Source organism: Gryllotalpicola koreensis (genome assembly GCF_039538185.1).
GTDB classification, from domain to species: domain Bacteria; phylum Actinomycetota; class Actinomycetes; order Actinomycetales; family Microbacteriaceae; genus Gryllotalpicola; species Gryllotalpicola koreensis.
Genome location: NZ_BAABBW010000001.1, coordinates 375,169 through 390,004, shown reverse-complemented (window position 1 = coordinate 390,004; position 14,836 = coordinate 375,169). Strand labels below are relative to the sequence as shown.

At 70.5% G+C, this 14,836-nt stretch carries 12 protein-coding genes; 5 read left to right on the top strand and 7 right to left on the bottom strand.

The genetic code is table 11. The features are described from left to right. Nucleotides 1-89: 89 nt before the first annotated feature. The 7 genes from ABD708_RS01875 to ABD708_RS01845 form a co-directional block, all read right to left on the bottom strand. Nucleotides 90-1,886 carry a cytochrome b/b6 domain-containing protein gene (locus ABD708_RS01875; protein ID WP_344751581.1) on the bottom strand — a complete coding sequence of 599 codons (1,797 nt, stop codon included), beginning with the start codon at nucleotides 1,884-1,886 and terminating at the stop codon, nucleotides 90-92. 5 nt (nucleotides 1,887-1,891) lie between these two features. Beyond that, nucleotides 1,892-2,875 carry an electron transfer flavoprotein subunit alpha/FixB family protein gene (locus ABD708_RS01870; RefSeq protein ID WP_344751580.1) on the bottom strand — a complete coding sequence of 328 codons (984 nt, stop codon included), beginning with the start codon at nucleotides 2,873-2,875 and terminating at the stop codon, nucleotides 1,892-1,894. Then, on the bottom strand, nucleotides 2,872-3,645 hold the full coding sequence (locus ABD708_RS01865) for an electron transfer flavoprotein subunit beta/FixA family protein (RefSeq protein ID WP_344751579.1): 774 nt from the start codon (nucleotides 3,643-3,645) through the stop codon (nucleotides 2,872-2,874). The genes ABD708_RS01870 and ABD708_RS01865 overlap by 4 nt, the downstream gene beginning before the upstream one ends. 218 nt (nucleotides 3,646-3,863) lie before the next feature. Further along, complete coding sequence (locus ABD708_RS01860) at nucleotides 3,864-6,005, bottom strand: acetate--CoA ligase family protein (RefSeq protein ID WP_344751578.1); 2,142 nt, start codon at nucleotides 6,003-6,005, stop codon at nucleotides 3,864-3,866. A gap of 2 nt (nucleotides 6,006-6,007) precedes the next feature. Then, the gene (locus ABD708_RS01855; protein ID WP_344751577.1) at nucleotides 6,008-7,180 is read right to left on the bottom strand and encodes an acyl-CoA dehydrogenase family protein; all 1,173 of its coding nucleotides are present in this window, start codon (nucleotides 7,178-7,180) and stop codon (nucleotides 6,008-6,010) included. Between the two features lie 56 nt (nucleotides 7,181-7,236). Then, complete coding sequence (gene fabG, locus ABD708_RS01850) at nucleotides 7,237-7,998, bottom strand: 3-oxoacyl-ACP reductase FabG (protein WP_344751576.1); 762 nt, start codon at nucleotides 7,996-7,998, stop codon at nucleotides 7,237-7,239. A gap of 123 nt (nucleotides 7,999-8,121) precedes the next feature. Then, entirely contained in the window at nucleotides 8,122-8,748 is a 627-nt protein-coding gene (locus ABD708_RS01845; RefSeq protein ID WP_344751575.1) for a TetR/AcrR family transcriptional regulator, read from the bottom strand. A gap of 117 nt (nucleotides 8,749-8,865) precedes the next feature. Here ABD708_RS01845 and ABD708_RS01840 point away from each other — a divergent pair, with 117 nt between their 5' ends. The 5 genes from ABD708_RS01840 (at nucleotide 8,866) to ABD708_RS01820 (ending at nucleotide 14,741) form a co-directional block, all read left to right on the top strand. Beyond that, nucleotides 8,866-9,807 carry an MBL fold metallo-hydrolase gene (locus tag ABD708_RS01840; RefSeq protein WP_344751574.1) on the top strand — a complete coding sequence of 314 codons (942 nt, stop codon included), beginning with the start codon at nucleotides 8,866-8,868 and terminating at the stop codon, nucleotides 9,805-9,807. Next, nucleotides 9,800-10,219, top strand: coding sequence for a Zn-ribbon domain-containing OB-fold protein (locus ABD708_RS01835; RefSeq protein WP_344751573.1), 420 nt, complete (start codon nucleotides 9,800-9,802; stop codon nucleotides 10,217-10,219). The genes ABD708_RS01840 and ABD708_RS01835 overlap by 8 nt, the downstream gene beginning before the upstream one ends. Before the next feature lie 2 nt (nucleotides 10,220-10,221). Next, nucleotides 10,222-11,385 (top strand): thiolase C-terminal domain-containing protein, encoded by a 1,164-nt coding sequence (locus ABD708_RS01830; protein ID WP_344751572.1) that lies wholly within the window; start codon nucleotides 10,222-10,224, stop codon nucleotides 11,383-11,385. 128 nt (nucleotides 11,386-11,513) lie between these two features. Then, the gene (locus ABD708_RS01825; protein WP_344751571.1) at nucleotides 11,514-13,061 is read left to right on the top strand and encodes an MFS transporter; all 1,548 of its coding nucleotides are present in this window, start codon (nucleotides 11,514-11,516) and stop codon (nucleotides 13,059-13,061) included. A 21-nt stretch (nucleotides 13,062-13,082) separates the two neighbouring features. Continuing rightward, nucleotides 13,083-14,741 (top strand): sensor histidine kinase, encoded by a 1,659-nt coding sequence (locus ABD708_RS01820; RefSeq protein WP_344751570.1) that lies wholly within the window; start codon nucleotides 13,083-13,085, stop codon nucleotides 14,739-14,741. Nucleotides 14,742-14,836 lie beyond the last annotated feature (95 nt).

Here is a 14,836-nt window from a genome sequence, read left to right as displayed (position 1 = left end):
AGATAGACCATGGCACCGAGACGCGCGAAAGCGGGGGAATAGCCGATCAGAAGCCCATTTCGGCGCGTCTCGGCCGAGGCAGCAGGCCCCTACCGCCCCACCTTCCCGAACAGCGACGCGATGGGCGCCGTGACCAACGGACGCGCCGCCACCCAGCCGCCCGCCATCACGACGAGCGCCGCCACGAACAGCCAGAATCCGGTCCAGCTCACGACGTCGCTGTGCCCGTACATGTGGTTGAGGTTCCGCAGCGCGCCGGTCGCCAGCACGAGCACGACGTGGACCACGATGAACGCGCAGAACACGATCATGGTCGGGAAGTGGATCGCCCGCGCGAGCGGCAGCGGGTACAGGCGGCTCGCCCGCTCCCACTTCTTGTTCCACAGCCCCGACATGCGCACACCGGTGATCATGGCGAGCGGCGCGATCAGGAAGACGACCGCGAAGTAGCTCAGCTGCTGCAGGCTGTTGTAGTTCGCCCAGCCGTCCTCGGTCGGCCAGCTCAGTGAGGCGTACTTGATCGCCGCGGTGAACGCGTTGGGGAACACGGACCAGCTCGTCGGCACGATGCGCATCCACTGCCCTGTCGAGAACAGCGCGACGATGAAGATGACGCCGTTCGCCACCCACAGCAGGTCGAGCGACTGGTGCAGCCACACCGTGATGCTGACGCGGCGCTGCGGATTCCAGCGCGGCGACCAGCTCGCGGGCGGCTTCCGCTCGCCCCTGATCTGGATGCCCGTCCTGATGATCAGCAGCATGAAGAACGCGTTCAAGAAGTGCTGCCACTCGAGCCACAGTGGGAAGCCGACCGGGGCCGAGTCCGGCAGCGCGTACGCCCCCGGGAAGCGTCGCACGAAGTCCTGCGCCCACGCGAAGGTGAGCAGGCCGCGCGCCGCCAGCACGACGAGGCCGACGAACGCCGCGATCGCGATCACGCCGCCGATCGAGCGCCACACCCATTGCGAGAGGGTGAGTCCGCGATACAGCCGCGGCTCTGCCTTCGCGGTCGAGGACGGGGGCACGGATGCCTGAGCCGCAGCGGCCTTCGCCGCGGGCGCAGGTGCAGGCTTGGTCGCCGCGGGTGCCGCGGCCACGGACGCAGCTGCCGCCGGCTGAGGGGCCGGCACAGCCGGCGTCTCGAAGTCTGCGGGCGTACCGGCGGCTGTCGTAGTCGGCTCGGCGACAGTAGATGCGGCTTCGGTGGGTGCGATTGCGGCATCTATTGTCGCCGCAGCGTTGGTGCCGGTGCCGGTGCCGGTGCCTGTGCCGGCGCTGGCGGGTGCGGGCGCGGGGGCAGCTGCCGCCGCGGCGGCGAGTGCCGCATCATCGACCTCGGGCCAGGCCGGACCGCCGGCCACCCGCGGCAGCCCGCGCCGAATCGTCTTCGGCACCTGCGTGGCAGACGTCGCCGTCGCGGGCTGCGCGGCGGGGGGCGCCACGACTGCAGGCGTGCCGGTCGGCGCGCCGAGACGCGCCGAAACGGGGGACTCGCCCGGCAAAAGCCCACTTCCGCGCGTCTCGGCCGCGGCCACCTCGCTGAGCCCGACCTCGGGCCAGGGTGCGCCGCCGGCCACGCGCGGCAGTCCCCGGCGGATCCTGGTCGGCACCTGGGCGCCCGGTGCAGAGCCGCCGGCGACATTAGTTGTCGCTTCGGCGGGGGCGACTGCGGCATCTACTGTCGCCGGAGCGCCCGCGGCGGCGGCAGGAGCGACCGAAGCGGCAGCAACGTCCGAGCCGGCAGGCGCCCCGGCCCCGGCATCCGTCGCCGCACCCCCCACTGCCGCACGTGCCGCAACCTCCACAGCCGCCGCAGGCGGCCACGGCTCGCCGCCGCGCACCCGCGGCAGCCCGCGCCGGATCGACTTCGTCGTCGTCTCAGCCACGCGACTCAGCCCCGCTTCGCCTCGATCGCCGCGACGAGCTGCGGCACCACCTGGAACACGTCGCCCACGACGCCGAAGTCGGCGATCTGGAAGATCGGGGCGTCGGCGTCCTTGTTGATGGCGACGATCGTCTTGGCGGTCTGCATGCCGGCGAGGTGCTGGATCGCGCCGGAGATGCCGAGAGCGACATACAGCTGCGGCGACACCGAGACACCGGTCTGGCCGACCTGGTGCGCGTAAGGAATGTACCCCGCGTCGACCGCGGCGCGCGAAGCGCCGACGGCGGCGCCGAGGGCGTCGGCGAGCTGCTCGACGAGCGCGAACTTCTCGGCAGAGCCGAGGCCGCGGCCGCCGGAGACGACCCGTGCCGCGCCACGCAGCTCGGGCCGCGCCGAGGCGGTCTCGATCGCCTCGCGCGAGACCACCCGCACGGCAGGCGACGTCGCCTCGACCGAGAGCTTCTGCACGGCGGGCGTGACGGCGGCGAGGGATGCCTCGGCCGCGCCGGCCTGCAGCGTGATCACCGAGGTGCCGAAGGTCACGGCCGAGTCGGCGTTGTAGGTGCCGCCGAAGACGGAGTGGTGCGCCACGATGCCCTCGTCGTCGCGCGAGACGCTGATCGCGTCGACCGCGATGGCGTTGCCGGTGCGCACGGCGAACCGCGCCGCGGCGTCCCGCGCCTCGATGGTGTTCGAGACGAGCACGGCCTCGGGGCCGACGAGCGCGGCGGCGGCCACAAGGGCGTCGGCGTAGGCCGAGCTCGGCACCGTGCCGTCGTCGAGGGTCTCGGCGACGAGCACGTGCCCGACACCGAGCGCGCCGAGCGCGCTCGCCGCGGCATCCCCGGCCCCCGCCGCCGTCACGGCGACCGCGACCGGCGTGCCCACCGACGCGGCAGACGCCGCGAGCTGGGCGACGGTCTTGGCCGGGGCGCCTGCGGCGGTGAACTCCGCAAGAAGAAGGATCGAGTCGGCGGGGAAGTCGGTCACAGGAGTCCCTTCTGGGCGAGGAAGTCGGCGAGCTGCGTGGCGGCGGTGCCGTCGTCGACGACCTTGACGCCCGCGCCGCGCGGTGGCCGCTCGGCCACGGCGGTCATGATGGAGCGCGGCACGAGCTCGTCCGCATCGACCCCGAGCTCGGCGAGCGAGAGCGTGTCGAACGGCTTCTTCTTCGCCGCCATGATGCCTTTGAGGCTCGCGAAGCGCGCGTCCGGCATCCGCTCGGTGACCGAGATGACGGCGGGCAGCGGGAACTCGACGCTCACCTTGCCGCCGTCGATCGTGCGCTCGCCCGTGCCGGTGCCGTCGGTGAGCGAGACCGTGTCGAGCGCCGTGACGACCGGCAGGCCGAGGTGCTCGGCGACCATGGCGGGGATGAGACCCGCGCCGCCGTCGGTCGAGACGTTGCCCGTGACGATGAGATCCGCCTCGACCTTCCGCAGCGCTGCGGCGAGGGCGGTCGCGGTCAGCGTCAGGTCCGCACCGGCGAGCGCGGGGTCGGCGACCTGCACGACCCGCTGCGCGCCCATCGCGAGCGCCTTCCGGAGCGAGTTGACGGCGACCTCGGGCGTGAGCGAGACGGCGACCACCTCGGTGTCGGGCGCTGACTCCGCGTACGAGATCGCGAACTCGAGAGCCCGCTCGCCGACCTCGTCGAGCACCCGGTCGCTCGCGTCGCGGTCGGCGAGGCCCGTGGCGAGATCGAGCTTGCGGGCGCCGTAGGTGTCCGGCACCTCTTTCACCAGGACGGCGATTCTCATTCCTTGCCTTTCACTGTGCGGTGGGGCTCCATGAGCGGCTCACACCGCTCGAAGCACGAAGGGGCCCCGATCCAGTACGACGTCGCCGCCTTCGTTGGCGACGCGGAAAAGTTGCGTGCCGCCATCGTTCCATACCTTCGTGTGCGGTGCGTCACGGGCGGTCACGGCGACGGCGGCCGACCGCGGCTGCGAGCCGCATCGAGATCGAGCGGCACGGCCTATCTCCAGGTGATCAGCGCGTCGAGGGCCTCGACCTCCGAGCCGCGCACGAGCAGCGGGTTGACCTCGAGCGACTCGAGGCGGTCGCCCAGGCGCACCGCGACGTCCGCGATGCGTGCGACCACATCGGCGACGGCGTCGAGATCGGATGCCTGGGTGCCGCGCGCCCCCTCGAGCAGCTTCGCGCCTCGGAGCGACGTGAGACCCGCCTTGATCTGCTCGCGATCAACGGGCAGCAGGTGCAGCGTGGAGTCCTTCAGCACCTCGACCCACACGCCGCCGAGGCCGACGGCGAGCACCAGACCCCACTTGGGGTCGCGCACCGCGCCGACGATCAGCTCGACGCCGTCGGAGCGCTGCGGCTGCACGAGGGCGGCCGGGGCGGCTGCGCCCGCCGCCCGACCGGCCGCGACCACATCGTCGAAGGCCTGGCGCACGGCATCCGCGTCGGAGAGCCCGAGCCTCACGCCGCCGATGTCGCTCTTGTGCTCGATCTCGTCGGCGGCGAGCTTGACGACGACGGGGAAGCCGAAGCGCTCGGCGGCCTCGGCCGCGGCATCCGCACTGTCGACGAGAGCGTTGGGCACGACCGGCACGCCGTGCTCGGCGAGCAGCGCGGCCGCCTTCCGCTCGGCGAACGACTCGCCGGGGCGCGCGTCGACCACGATGGGCGGTTCGGCGGTCACGGCCGCGCCGCCGCTGACACCGGCCTGCGCCGCGCGGTAGCGCTCCGACCACTCGGCCGCGCGGCCCAGCGCCGTGATGCCGTGGTGGATGCCGCCGACGACACCCGGGAACTCGCTCGCGGCCGCGACGGCGCGGCCGACCGGCGTGATGTCCGTGATCGTGTTCGACACGACGATGACGGGCTTCTTGGAGCGCGAGATCGCCTCGGACTGCAGCTGGTAGCGGGCCACCGCCGCATCGAAGTCGGCGGGGTCGTCGTGCGGCAGGTCGCCGATGTAGACGATCTCGTCGATGTTGGGGTCGTCCTGCACCACGTCGAGCGCTTTGATGGTGAGCATCGGGTCGATCAGGATGTAGCCGGTCACGTCGATCGGGTTGTGGACGCTCGCGAAGTCGGGCAGCACCTCGGCGAGCCGCGCCTCGGTCTCCGGCGCGAAGTCGGGGATGAGGATGCCCTCGTCCTCCGCGCGGTCGGAGATGACCTCGCAGGCGCCGCCAGAGGGGGTGACGAAGCCGACGCGGCGGCCGGGAAGCGGCGCCGCGTGCGAGAGCAGCTCGGCCGTCACGATCAGGTCCTCGAGCGAGTCGACGCGGATCACCGCGTTCTGCCGGAACACCGCGTCGATGACCGCGTCGTCGCCGACGAGCGAGCCCGTGTGGGCGCGCGCCACGCGGGCGCCGCCCTCGCTGCGGCCGACCTTGAGCGCCACGATCGGCTTGCCGGCCGCGAGCGCGAGGCGGGACACCTCGAGGAAGTCCTCCGGGTGCCTGATCGACTCGACGAACAGCATGATGACCTTCGTCGCCTCGTCTTCGACGAGGTAGCGCATCACGTCGGTCATCGAGATCATCGACTCGTTGCCCATCGAGACGAGCAGGCTGAGTCCGGCATCCCTCGTCTGCGCGAGCTGGATGACGGCGCTCGCGAGCGCGCCGCTCTGCAGCACCACGCCGATCGAGCCGCGCTTCAGCTCACCGCTGATAAGCAGGCCGTACGGCGTGATGCCGGAGGCGACGTTGACGTAGCCGTTCCCGTTCGGGCCGAGAACGGTGATGCCGCGCTCCTCGGCGAGCCGCACGAGCCGGGCCTCGAGCTCCGCGCCCACCTCGCCGACCTCGCCGAAGCCGGAGGTCAGCACGACGGCGCTGCGGATGCCGGCATCCGCGATGTGCTCCATGACCTCGAGCACCGCCCCGGTCGGCACCATGACGAACGCCAGGTCGACGACCTCGGGCAGCTCGGCCACCGAGGTGTACGACTGCTGGCCGTGAACGACGACCCCGCGCGGGTTCACGAGGTAGACCCTGCCAGGGAAGTCGGCCAGGTTCTTGAACAGCGACAGCGACCAGACGGACTTGTCCGTCGCGCCGACGAGGGCGATCGACTTCGGGTTGAACAGCTCTCTGACGCGCTCGACCGTGATCCCGGCCGGAAGCGCCTGGGTGTCCGTCATCGCTACGCGCCGATCTCGCTGACCTTGGCGTAGCCCTTGATGAGGTTGCGGGCGATGGTGCGCTTCTGGATCTCGTCCGTGCCCTCGAAGATGCGCAGCAGGCGCAGCTCGCGGTACCAGCGCTCGATCGGCAGCTCCTTCGTGTAGCCCATGCCGCCGTGGATCTGCAGCACCCGGTCGACGACGCGGTTCGCCATCTGCGAGCCGGTCAGCTTCGCCATCGAGGCCGCGTGCCGGTTGTCCTTGCCGTTCTCGAGCAGCCACGCGGCGTACAGCGTCAGCCACCTGGCCTGCTCGATCTCGATGTGCGAGTCGGCGATGTGCCACTGGATCGCCTGGTACTCGGCGATCGGATGCCCCATCGAGACGCGGTTCTTCGCGTGCTCGATCGCCATCTCGAGCAGGCGCTCCGCCGCGCCGATCGCGCGGGAGGGAATGAGGTAGCGGCCGTTGCCGATCCACTGCATCGCCAGCTTGAAGCCCCAGCCGACCTCGCCGAGCACGTGGTCGCCCGGCACGCGGACGTTGTCGAAGTTGAGCGCGGCGGGGCCCCACTCGCCCATGGTCGGAATCGGCGTCGAGGTCCACCCCATCGCCCGGTCGACGAGGAAGCAGGTGATGCCGCCGTTGGCGCCCTTCTCGGGGTTCGTGACGGCGAACACCATCACGAAGTCGGCCTCGTTCCCGTTCGTGATGAAGATCTTCTCGCCGTTGATGATCCAGTCGTCACCGTCCCTGGTGGCGCGGGTGCGGATGTTGGTGGCATCCGACCCCGCTCCCGGCTCGGTGATCGCGAAGCAGCTGCGCCGCTCGCCGTTGATCGTCGGGATCAGGTACTCCTGCTTCTGAGCCTCGGTGCCCGCGTACAGGATGTTGTCGGCCGTGCCGCCGAAGCTGAACGGCACGAAGGTGCGGCCACCCTCCATCGCGACGATCGAGGTCATGACGGCGCCGAGGTCGGTGCCGCCGTACTCCTCGGGCGTTCCGATGCCCCAGAAGCCGGCGGCCTTGGCCTTGGCGCGCAGCTCCTTCTGCTGCTCGGGCTCGAGACCGGGCTTGCCCTCGCGCTCGTTCCGCAGCACCTGCGGCTCGAAGGGCATCACCTCCTTCTCGATGAAGTCGCGGATGCTGTCGCGGACCATGCGCTGCTCGTCAGAGAGCGAGAAATCGATCATTGTGCCTGCTCCAAGTACTCGTCGTTGAGTGAGAAGAAATGAGAAGAACGGATGCCTCAGGCCTTCGGGCCGCCGGCGACGTAGATGACCTGGCCGGAGACGTAGGACGAGTCCTCGCTCACCAGGAAGGAGATGACGTTCGCGATGTCCTCCGGGCGCCCGACCCGGCGCACCGGGATCTGCTTGGAGGCCGCCTCCTGCATCGCGTCGAAGTCGACGCCGGTGCGCTCGGCGGTCGCGCGGGTCATGTCGGTGACGATGAAGCCCGGCGCGACGGCGTTGACGTTGATGCCGAACGGCCCGAGCTCGATCGCGAGCGACTTCGTGAAGCCCTGCATGCCGGCCTTGGCCGCCGAGTAGTTCGCCTGGCCGCGATTGCCGAGCGCCGAGGTACTCGACAGGTTGACGATCTTGCCCCACTTGTTCGGCACCATCTGCGCCTGTGCGGCCCGCGACCACAGGAACGCACCGCGCAGGTGCACGCCGAGCACGGTGTCCCAGTCGCTCGTGCTCATCTTGAAGAGCAGGTTGTCGCGCAGCACGCCGGCGTTGTTGACGAGCACGCCGATGGCGCCGAGCTCGCTCTGCACGCGCTCGGCGGCGGCGGTGACGGATGCCTCGTCGCTGACGTCGCACGCCACGCCGATCGCCCGCCGCCCGAGCGCCGTGATCTCGGCGACCGTGGCCTGCGTGGCCTCTTCGTTGATGTCGATGACGGCGACGTCGGCGCCGTCAGAGGCGAGGCGCACGGCGGTGCGGCCGCCGATGCCTCGGCCGGCGCCGGTGACGACGGCGACCTTGCCTTCCAAGCCGGACATTGACCCTCCCCATTGATGGTCATCTGAATGGTCATCGCGGACCTGCCCCAGAACAGAACGTTGTTCTAGAACACGGTTCAGACATTAGGAGGCGGGAGGGGCCTCGTCAAGCATCCGTCTGTGTCACGCGACGGTCGCGATGCGGCGGATGATCGCCAGGGTCTCGTCGATGATCACGTCGATGTCGGCCTTGCGGCGGGCGCGCGCGATCGCGCTCTCGCCCTCGACGACGGTGCGGATGAGAATGCGCACGCGCAGCCGGTTCGCGAGGGTGTCCTCGAGGCCGAGCAGCGTCATGTTGTTCTTCGCCCAGGCGGCGCCGACGTCGGTGCCGAGCGCGTCGTAGCCGGGCGGGCCGTCGCCGCCGCGGAACAGCAGTGTGAGCTTCGCGTTGCCGCGCGCGACGTCGAGGTAGCCGCGCGATCCGGCGATGAACAGCTCGACGGGGTCGGTCACTCCTGCGTGCTTCGCCGCGGCGACGGCTGCGGCTGCCGCCTCGCTGTAGACGGCCTCGAACTCCGACCACAGTGCGAGGAACAGGTCGGCCTTGCCGGTGAAGTGGTGGTAGACGCTGCCCACGCTGAGGCCGGAACGCTCGACGATGTGCGCGATGTTCGCGTCGGTGTAGCCCTCAGCGATGAACACCTCGCGCGCGGCGTCGAGAATCACGCGCCGCGTGCGCTCGGTGCGGCCCCACTGGCGTGCCGGGCGAGCGGCGCCGGCCGTCGTGCTTCCTGTGTCGGTGCTCACCGCGCCCCCTTCGTCGGCTGATTCAAACACATCTTGCGAGCGCTTCGGCGACCGTGTTAGAACATCATTCTAGAACCGGATTTGGTTCTCTTTGCCAATGGCGGCAGCAGGAGGTCGATGATGACAGCCGACGTGCTCTCGTTCTGGCCGCCTAAGCCGGATGTGAGCAGGGCCGTCGCACCGGGAATCCGCCATCTGCTCGCGCCCAACGCGAGCTCGTGGACCTACGAGGGCACGAACTCGTACGTCATCGCGAGCGGCGACAGCGCCGTGCTCATCGACCCGGGCTGCGAGGTGCCGAGCCATCACGAGGCCCTGCGCCGCGCGGGCCGCGAAGGGCGCCGCACGGTCACCGCCGTGCTGCTGACCCACGACCACCCGGACCACAGCGACGGGGCGCGTACGCTCGCGGCATCCCTCGACGTCCCCATCATTGGCATGTCGCCCCGCTTCGCCGACGAGTTCCTCAGCGACGGGCAGGTGCTGCGCATCGGCGAGCTCGACGTCCACGTCGTGCACACTCCCGGCCACAGCGACGACTCGATCTGCCTGTGGATGCCGCAGCAGGGCACCCTGCTGACGGGCGACACGCTGCTCGGCGCCCGCTCCTCCGGTGTGATGGGCACGCTGAGCGAGCTGCTCGGCTCGCTCGAGTGGCTGCGCAAGCTCGTCGGCGACCGCGAGGTGCTCGCCCTGCCCGGCCACGGGCCGGCGTTCACCGATGTCGTCGAGTCCGCCACGCGTGTGATCGACGTGCGCATGAAGCGCATCGACGAGGTGCGCGGGCACATCGCCGACGGGGTGACGACGCTCGAGGGGCTCACCCGGCTGCTCTACCCGAACCACTCGGGGTCGAAGGTGGTGTTCGCGGTTTCCACGGTGGTCTCGACCGTGACGTACCTGCTCGAGCAGCAGGGCGTGCGCGGCATCCCCGATCCCGTCCAGCGCGCGGCGGTCGCCGCCGACGTCGATCGCTACGAGCAGCAGCTCGCCGAGCGCATGCGCGCGCACAAGAAGGAAGTCGACGCAGAGGTCGACAGAGAGGAAAACCGTGTCTGAAGGCCCCGTGCCCGAGCCGACTCCGGAGACCCGTCCCTTCTGGGAGGGCACCGCGGTCGGGGAGCTCCGCATCCAGAGGTGCAACGTGTGCGAGAAGTTCTACTTCTACCCGCGGCCGTACTGCCCGACGTGCCTGTCGGAGGACGTGGAGTGGCGCGCGGTCTCCGGTCGCGGCTCGCTGGCGTCGTACAACATCAACTACCGGCCGATGCCGATGTTCAAGACCGACCAGCCGCAGGTCATCGCGCTCGTCGAGCTGGACGAGGGCGTGCGCCTCATGTCGAACATCGTCGGTGTCGAGCCCGTGCCCGAGAAGCTGCCGCTCGGGCTGCGGCTCACGGTCGGCTTCGAACCCCGGGGAGACCAGTTCCTGCCGGTGTTCTCGCCGGCGGCCGACGGGGAGGGCGAGTGACGATGACGACGCAGAGCATGCACGGCGGCAACGTCGCCATCGTCGGCGCCTCGGAGACCGACCGCATCGGCGCGCTGCCCGACGTGTCGATGATCCATCTGCACACGAACGCGGCTAGGCGGGCGATCGCGGATGCCGGCATCGACAAGTCCGAGATCGACGGTGTCGCCACCGCGGGGCCCACGCCCATCGAGGTCGCCGACCAGCTCGGCATCCGCCCGCGCTGGGTCGACGGCACCATGATCGGCGGCTGCAGCTTCATGGCGCTGGTGCGCCACGCGGCGGCGGCCATCGCCTCGCGCGCCGCGAGCGTCGTGCTCGTGACGCACGGCGAGTCCGGCCGCTCGCGCGTCGGCGTTCCCGGCTACGGCCGCGCGGCATCCTCGATCTCCGGCCAGTTCGAGGCACCCTACGGGGCGCTCGCTCCGTATTCGTCGTTCACGACGCCCGTGCTCGCCTTCATGAAGGCCCGGGGCTTCACCCGGGAGGATCTCGCCGAGGTGGTCGTCTCGCAGCGGCTGTGGGCGATCCCGAACGAGCGCGCCTCGCGCCGTGACCCCATCGATGTCGAGGGGGTGCTGGCTGCGGCGCCGATCGCGTACCCGTTCACGAAGGACATGTGCTGTGTGGTCACGGATGCCGGCGGCGCGCTCGTCGTCACGAGCGCCGAGCGCGCCCGCGATCTGCCCTCCGCCGACCGCGCGGTCTACCTGCTCGGCTCGGGTGAGGGCACCGAGAGCGTGATCGTCTCGCAGATGGACCAGCTCGACAGCTTCGGCCCCTTCCGCCGCGGCGCGCAGGAGGCCTTCCAGACCGCAGGGCTCAGCCACGACGACATCGACCACGTCATGTTCTACGACGCGTTCGCCCACCTGCCGCTCTACATGCTCGAAGACACCGGCTTCGTCGGGAAGGGCGAGTCCGCCGCCTTCTTCAAAGAAGGCCACACACGGCCGGGCGGCGACCTGCCGATCAACACCCAGGGCGGCGGCCTCTCCTACACGCACTCGGGCATGTACGGCATGTTCGCGATCCAAGAAGCGGTCAGACAGCTACGCGGCGAAGCCGTCGTACAGGTGCCCGACGTGAAGACGAGCTTCGTACAAGGCGTCGGAATGATGTTCGGCGCAGGAGGGAGCCTGGTGCTGTCGAACCAGCGAGGCTGACACCCTCACGGGCCGTCGGCCCACCTTTTCCACGCATCTTCCAGCGCTCGCAGTTGAGCACCAATCCAGGGCAATGGCGCCCATGCGGTCACGCCTGCCCTTTTTCGAACCTTCACGCAGGGCAGGAAATGACAACTACCACCATCGCACCCCTCACCGGCGTCGACCGGCGCCTCGCAGCGCTGCGCATCAAGCCGGTCAACGCCGTGGCCATCGTGGCCGCCATGATCGTGTTCGTCGGCGACGCTCAGGCGCTCGCGCTGATCCCCCTCTCGAACACCATGCAGAAGGAATACGGGCTCACGCCGTCCGAGTCGAGCCTCGTGCTCGCCATCCTCGGCCTCGTCGGCGCCGGCTTCCTGCCGGTCCTCACCCGACTCGCCGAGCGCATCAGCCTGCGCACCTTCCTCTTGATCGGCGTCGCGCTCGTGACGATCGGCAATGCGGCCTGCGCGCTTGCCCCCGGCTTCACGATGCTGCTCATCGGCCGCGGCATCATCGGCTTCAGCGCGGCCATGCCGATCGCCCTCGCGCTTGTCCGCGAGAAAGCCGACAGCGAGCACAGCACGAACCGCGCGCTCGCGGTGGTGACCGCGGCCGTCGGCGTCAGCGTCGTGTTCTCCTTCCTGCTCGGCGGCTTCATCCTCGAGGTCGGCGGGCACGTCAACACGGTGTTCTGGGTGATGGCGGCCGTCGGCCTCGCGACGCTGCTGGTCGGCTTCGTGATCGTGCCCGACTACCGCACGAGCCGGCGGCAGCGGATCGACTTCGCCGGCGCGATCGCGCTGCTCGTCGGCCTCACCCTCGTCGCCATCGGCATCGGCTTCGTCGACAGCTGGGGCGTGACCGGCCTTCTCGTGCTCGTCGCGGGCCTGGTCGTGATGGTGCTGTGGGTGGTCATCGAGCTGAACGTGAAGGATCCCATGATCGACCTGCGGCGCACCTTCCGCCGCTACACGGTGCCCGCCTACATCCTGGGCGGACTCTTCGGCGCGGTCGCGGTCATCTCGAACCTCGCCGTGACGAGCTACGGCGAATTCGACCCGAAGCCGTTCCAGTCGGTGCCGGAGCTCGCCGGCCCGCTCGGCTACGGCTGGGGCCTCATCGTGCTGCAGACCTCGCTGTTCCTGATGCCGACGGCGCTGTTCGTGCTGATCGGCGGGTTCACCGTCGGGCGCATCATCACGCGCATCGGCGTGAAGACGACGTTCTACATCGCGGCAGGCTGCACCATCGTCGCGTTCGCCCTGATGGCCATCGGGCACACGCAGATCTGGGCGAACGCCGTCGGCATGGGCATCTGGGGCGCGGCATACGCGCTCGGCAGCACCGCGGCCAACGCGGCGGTCCTGCACGCGGCGGGCGACACCGAGGGCGCGCAGTTCTCCGCGGCATCCTCGACCATGGTCGCCACCATCGGCGGACTCGCGGCACCGGTCTTCACGGCCATCCTGTACGCGTTCGCCGTCGCGGTCCCGCTGCCGGACGGCAAGGGCGGCACGGTGCCCACCGCGATCCCGACGGTCACCTCGTATGTGAACGTGTACTGGGCGCTCGTGGTCGGCGGCGTGCTCATGCTGATCTTCGCCGTGCTGCACAAGACGCAGAAGTTCCGGGGCGGCGTGGATCTCGCCGCCGAGCCCGCGGTGGTGCCGATCCCGGGGGCGGCCGAGTAGCGGCCCCGCTAGCCTGGAGCCGTGGCCCCCGGCACCCCGGTCGAAGCGAGACTGCGCGCACTCATCCAGGCGAACGCGCAGCTCGTCTCCGCGCTCGACATCGAGGTCGTGCTGCGCCGCATCGTCGAGCTCGCGATCGAGCTCTCGGGCGCGCAGTACGGCGCCCTCGGGGTGCTGTCGGCGACGGCGCCGACCACCCCGACGGGCAAACGCCTCGAGCGCTTCATCTACGTCGGCCTCGATCAGGACGAGGCGCGCGCGATCGGCCATCTGCCCGACGGCCACGGACTGCTCGGCGCCCTCATCGACGATCCGCGGCCGATCCGCCTCGACGAGATCGGCGTCGACGCGCGCTCCGTCGGCTTCCCCGCGCACCACCCGCCGATGCGCGAGTTCCTCGGCGTGCCCGTGCACTCGCGCGACACGATCTTCGGCAACCTCTACCTCACCAACCACGCGGGCGGCTTCACGGAGGACGACCAGGAGGTCGTGACGGCGCTCGCCGCGACCGCCGGCCTCGCGATCCAGAACGCGCGGCTGTACACCGAGACCGCGCGCCGTCAGGCGTGGACGGCCGTGACCGCCGAGATCACCGCGGCGCTCCTCGCGGGCGACGGCCGCGACCCGCTCGCCCTGATCGCGGAGCGCGTGCACGACACCGCCGACGCGGCCGTCGTGATGGTGATGGTGCCGACGAGCAGGGCAGAAGATGAGGGCAGGGGCGCGGATGCCGGCGAGCCGGGCACCCTGCGCGTCGCCGCCGTCTCGGGCATCGGGTGGGAGGACGCGCTCGGCGACGAGGTCGCCATCGCCGACTCCCTCGCCGGCCGGGCGTTCTCCAGCGGCCAGGCGGCGTATGCCGAGACCCTGCCCGTGGCATATGCCCACGACGGCATGCTCGGCCCGACTCTCGCACTGCCGCTCACCGCGGACGGGGCGAACAGCGGCGTGCTCGTCATCGGGCGGGCGACCGACCAGGTCGCGTTCAGCGAGGCGACGCGTCAGCTGGCGGCCGAGTTCGCTGGCCAGGCGAGCCTCGCGCTCGCCCTCGCCGAGGCGCGGGACGCCCGGCAGCGCATGGCCGTCGTGCGCGATCGCAGCCGCATCGCCCGCGAGCTGCACGACAACGTGATCCAGCAGCTCTTCGGGTCTGGGCTCGAGCTGCAGGGGCTGCTCGGCACCGGCATCCGTCCAGATGCCGGCGCGAGCATCCAGCGCGTCACCGAGCAGCTCGACGACGCGATCAGCCAGATCCGGCTCGCGATCTTCGCGCTGACGGCGACGCAGACGGATGCCTCGTCGCTGCGCCACCGCGTCATCGACGTCGTCGAGCAGTACCGGCACGAGCTGCTGCGCAGCCCGCGCATCGACTTCCGCGGGGCGCTCGACTCGACCGTGACGCCCGAGCTGGCCGACGACGTCGTCGCCGTCGTGCGCGAGGCCGTGTCGAACACGGTGAAGCACGCCCGCGCGCGCACCGTCAACGTGTCGGTCGCTCTCGCCGACGGCCGATTGCGGGTCGAGGTCGCCGACGACGGGCAGGGCGGGGTGGATGCCTCGAGCCGGCGCTCCGGCCTCGCCAATCTGCACGCCCGTGCGGAAGCCCGCGGGGGCACCTTCACGATCGAGTCGCCGACGACCGGAACCCGCATCGTGTGGGAGGTCCCGATCGGCGCCTGACCCGCGCCGTTGTTCCCGGTGTGCATGACTGTTCCCGTTCGGTCCGGCGATGTGCCCGAAAGGCGCAATTGTGCCCGCAGCACCGGGCACAGTCG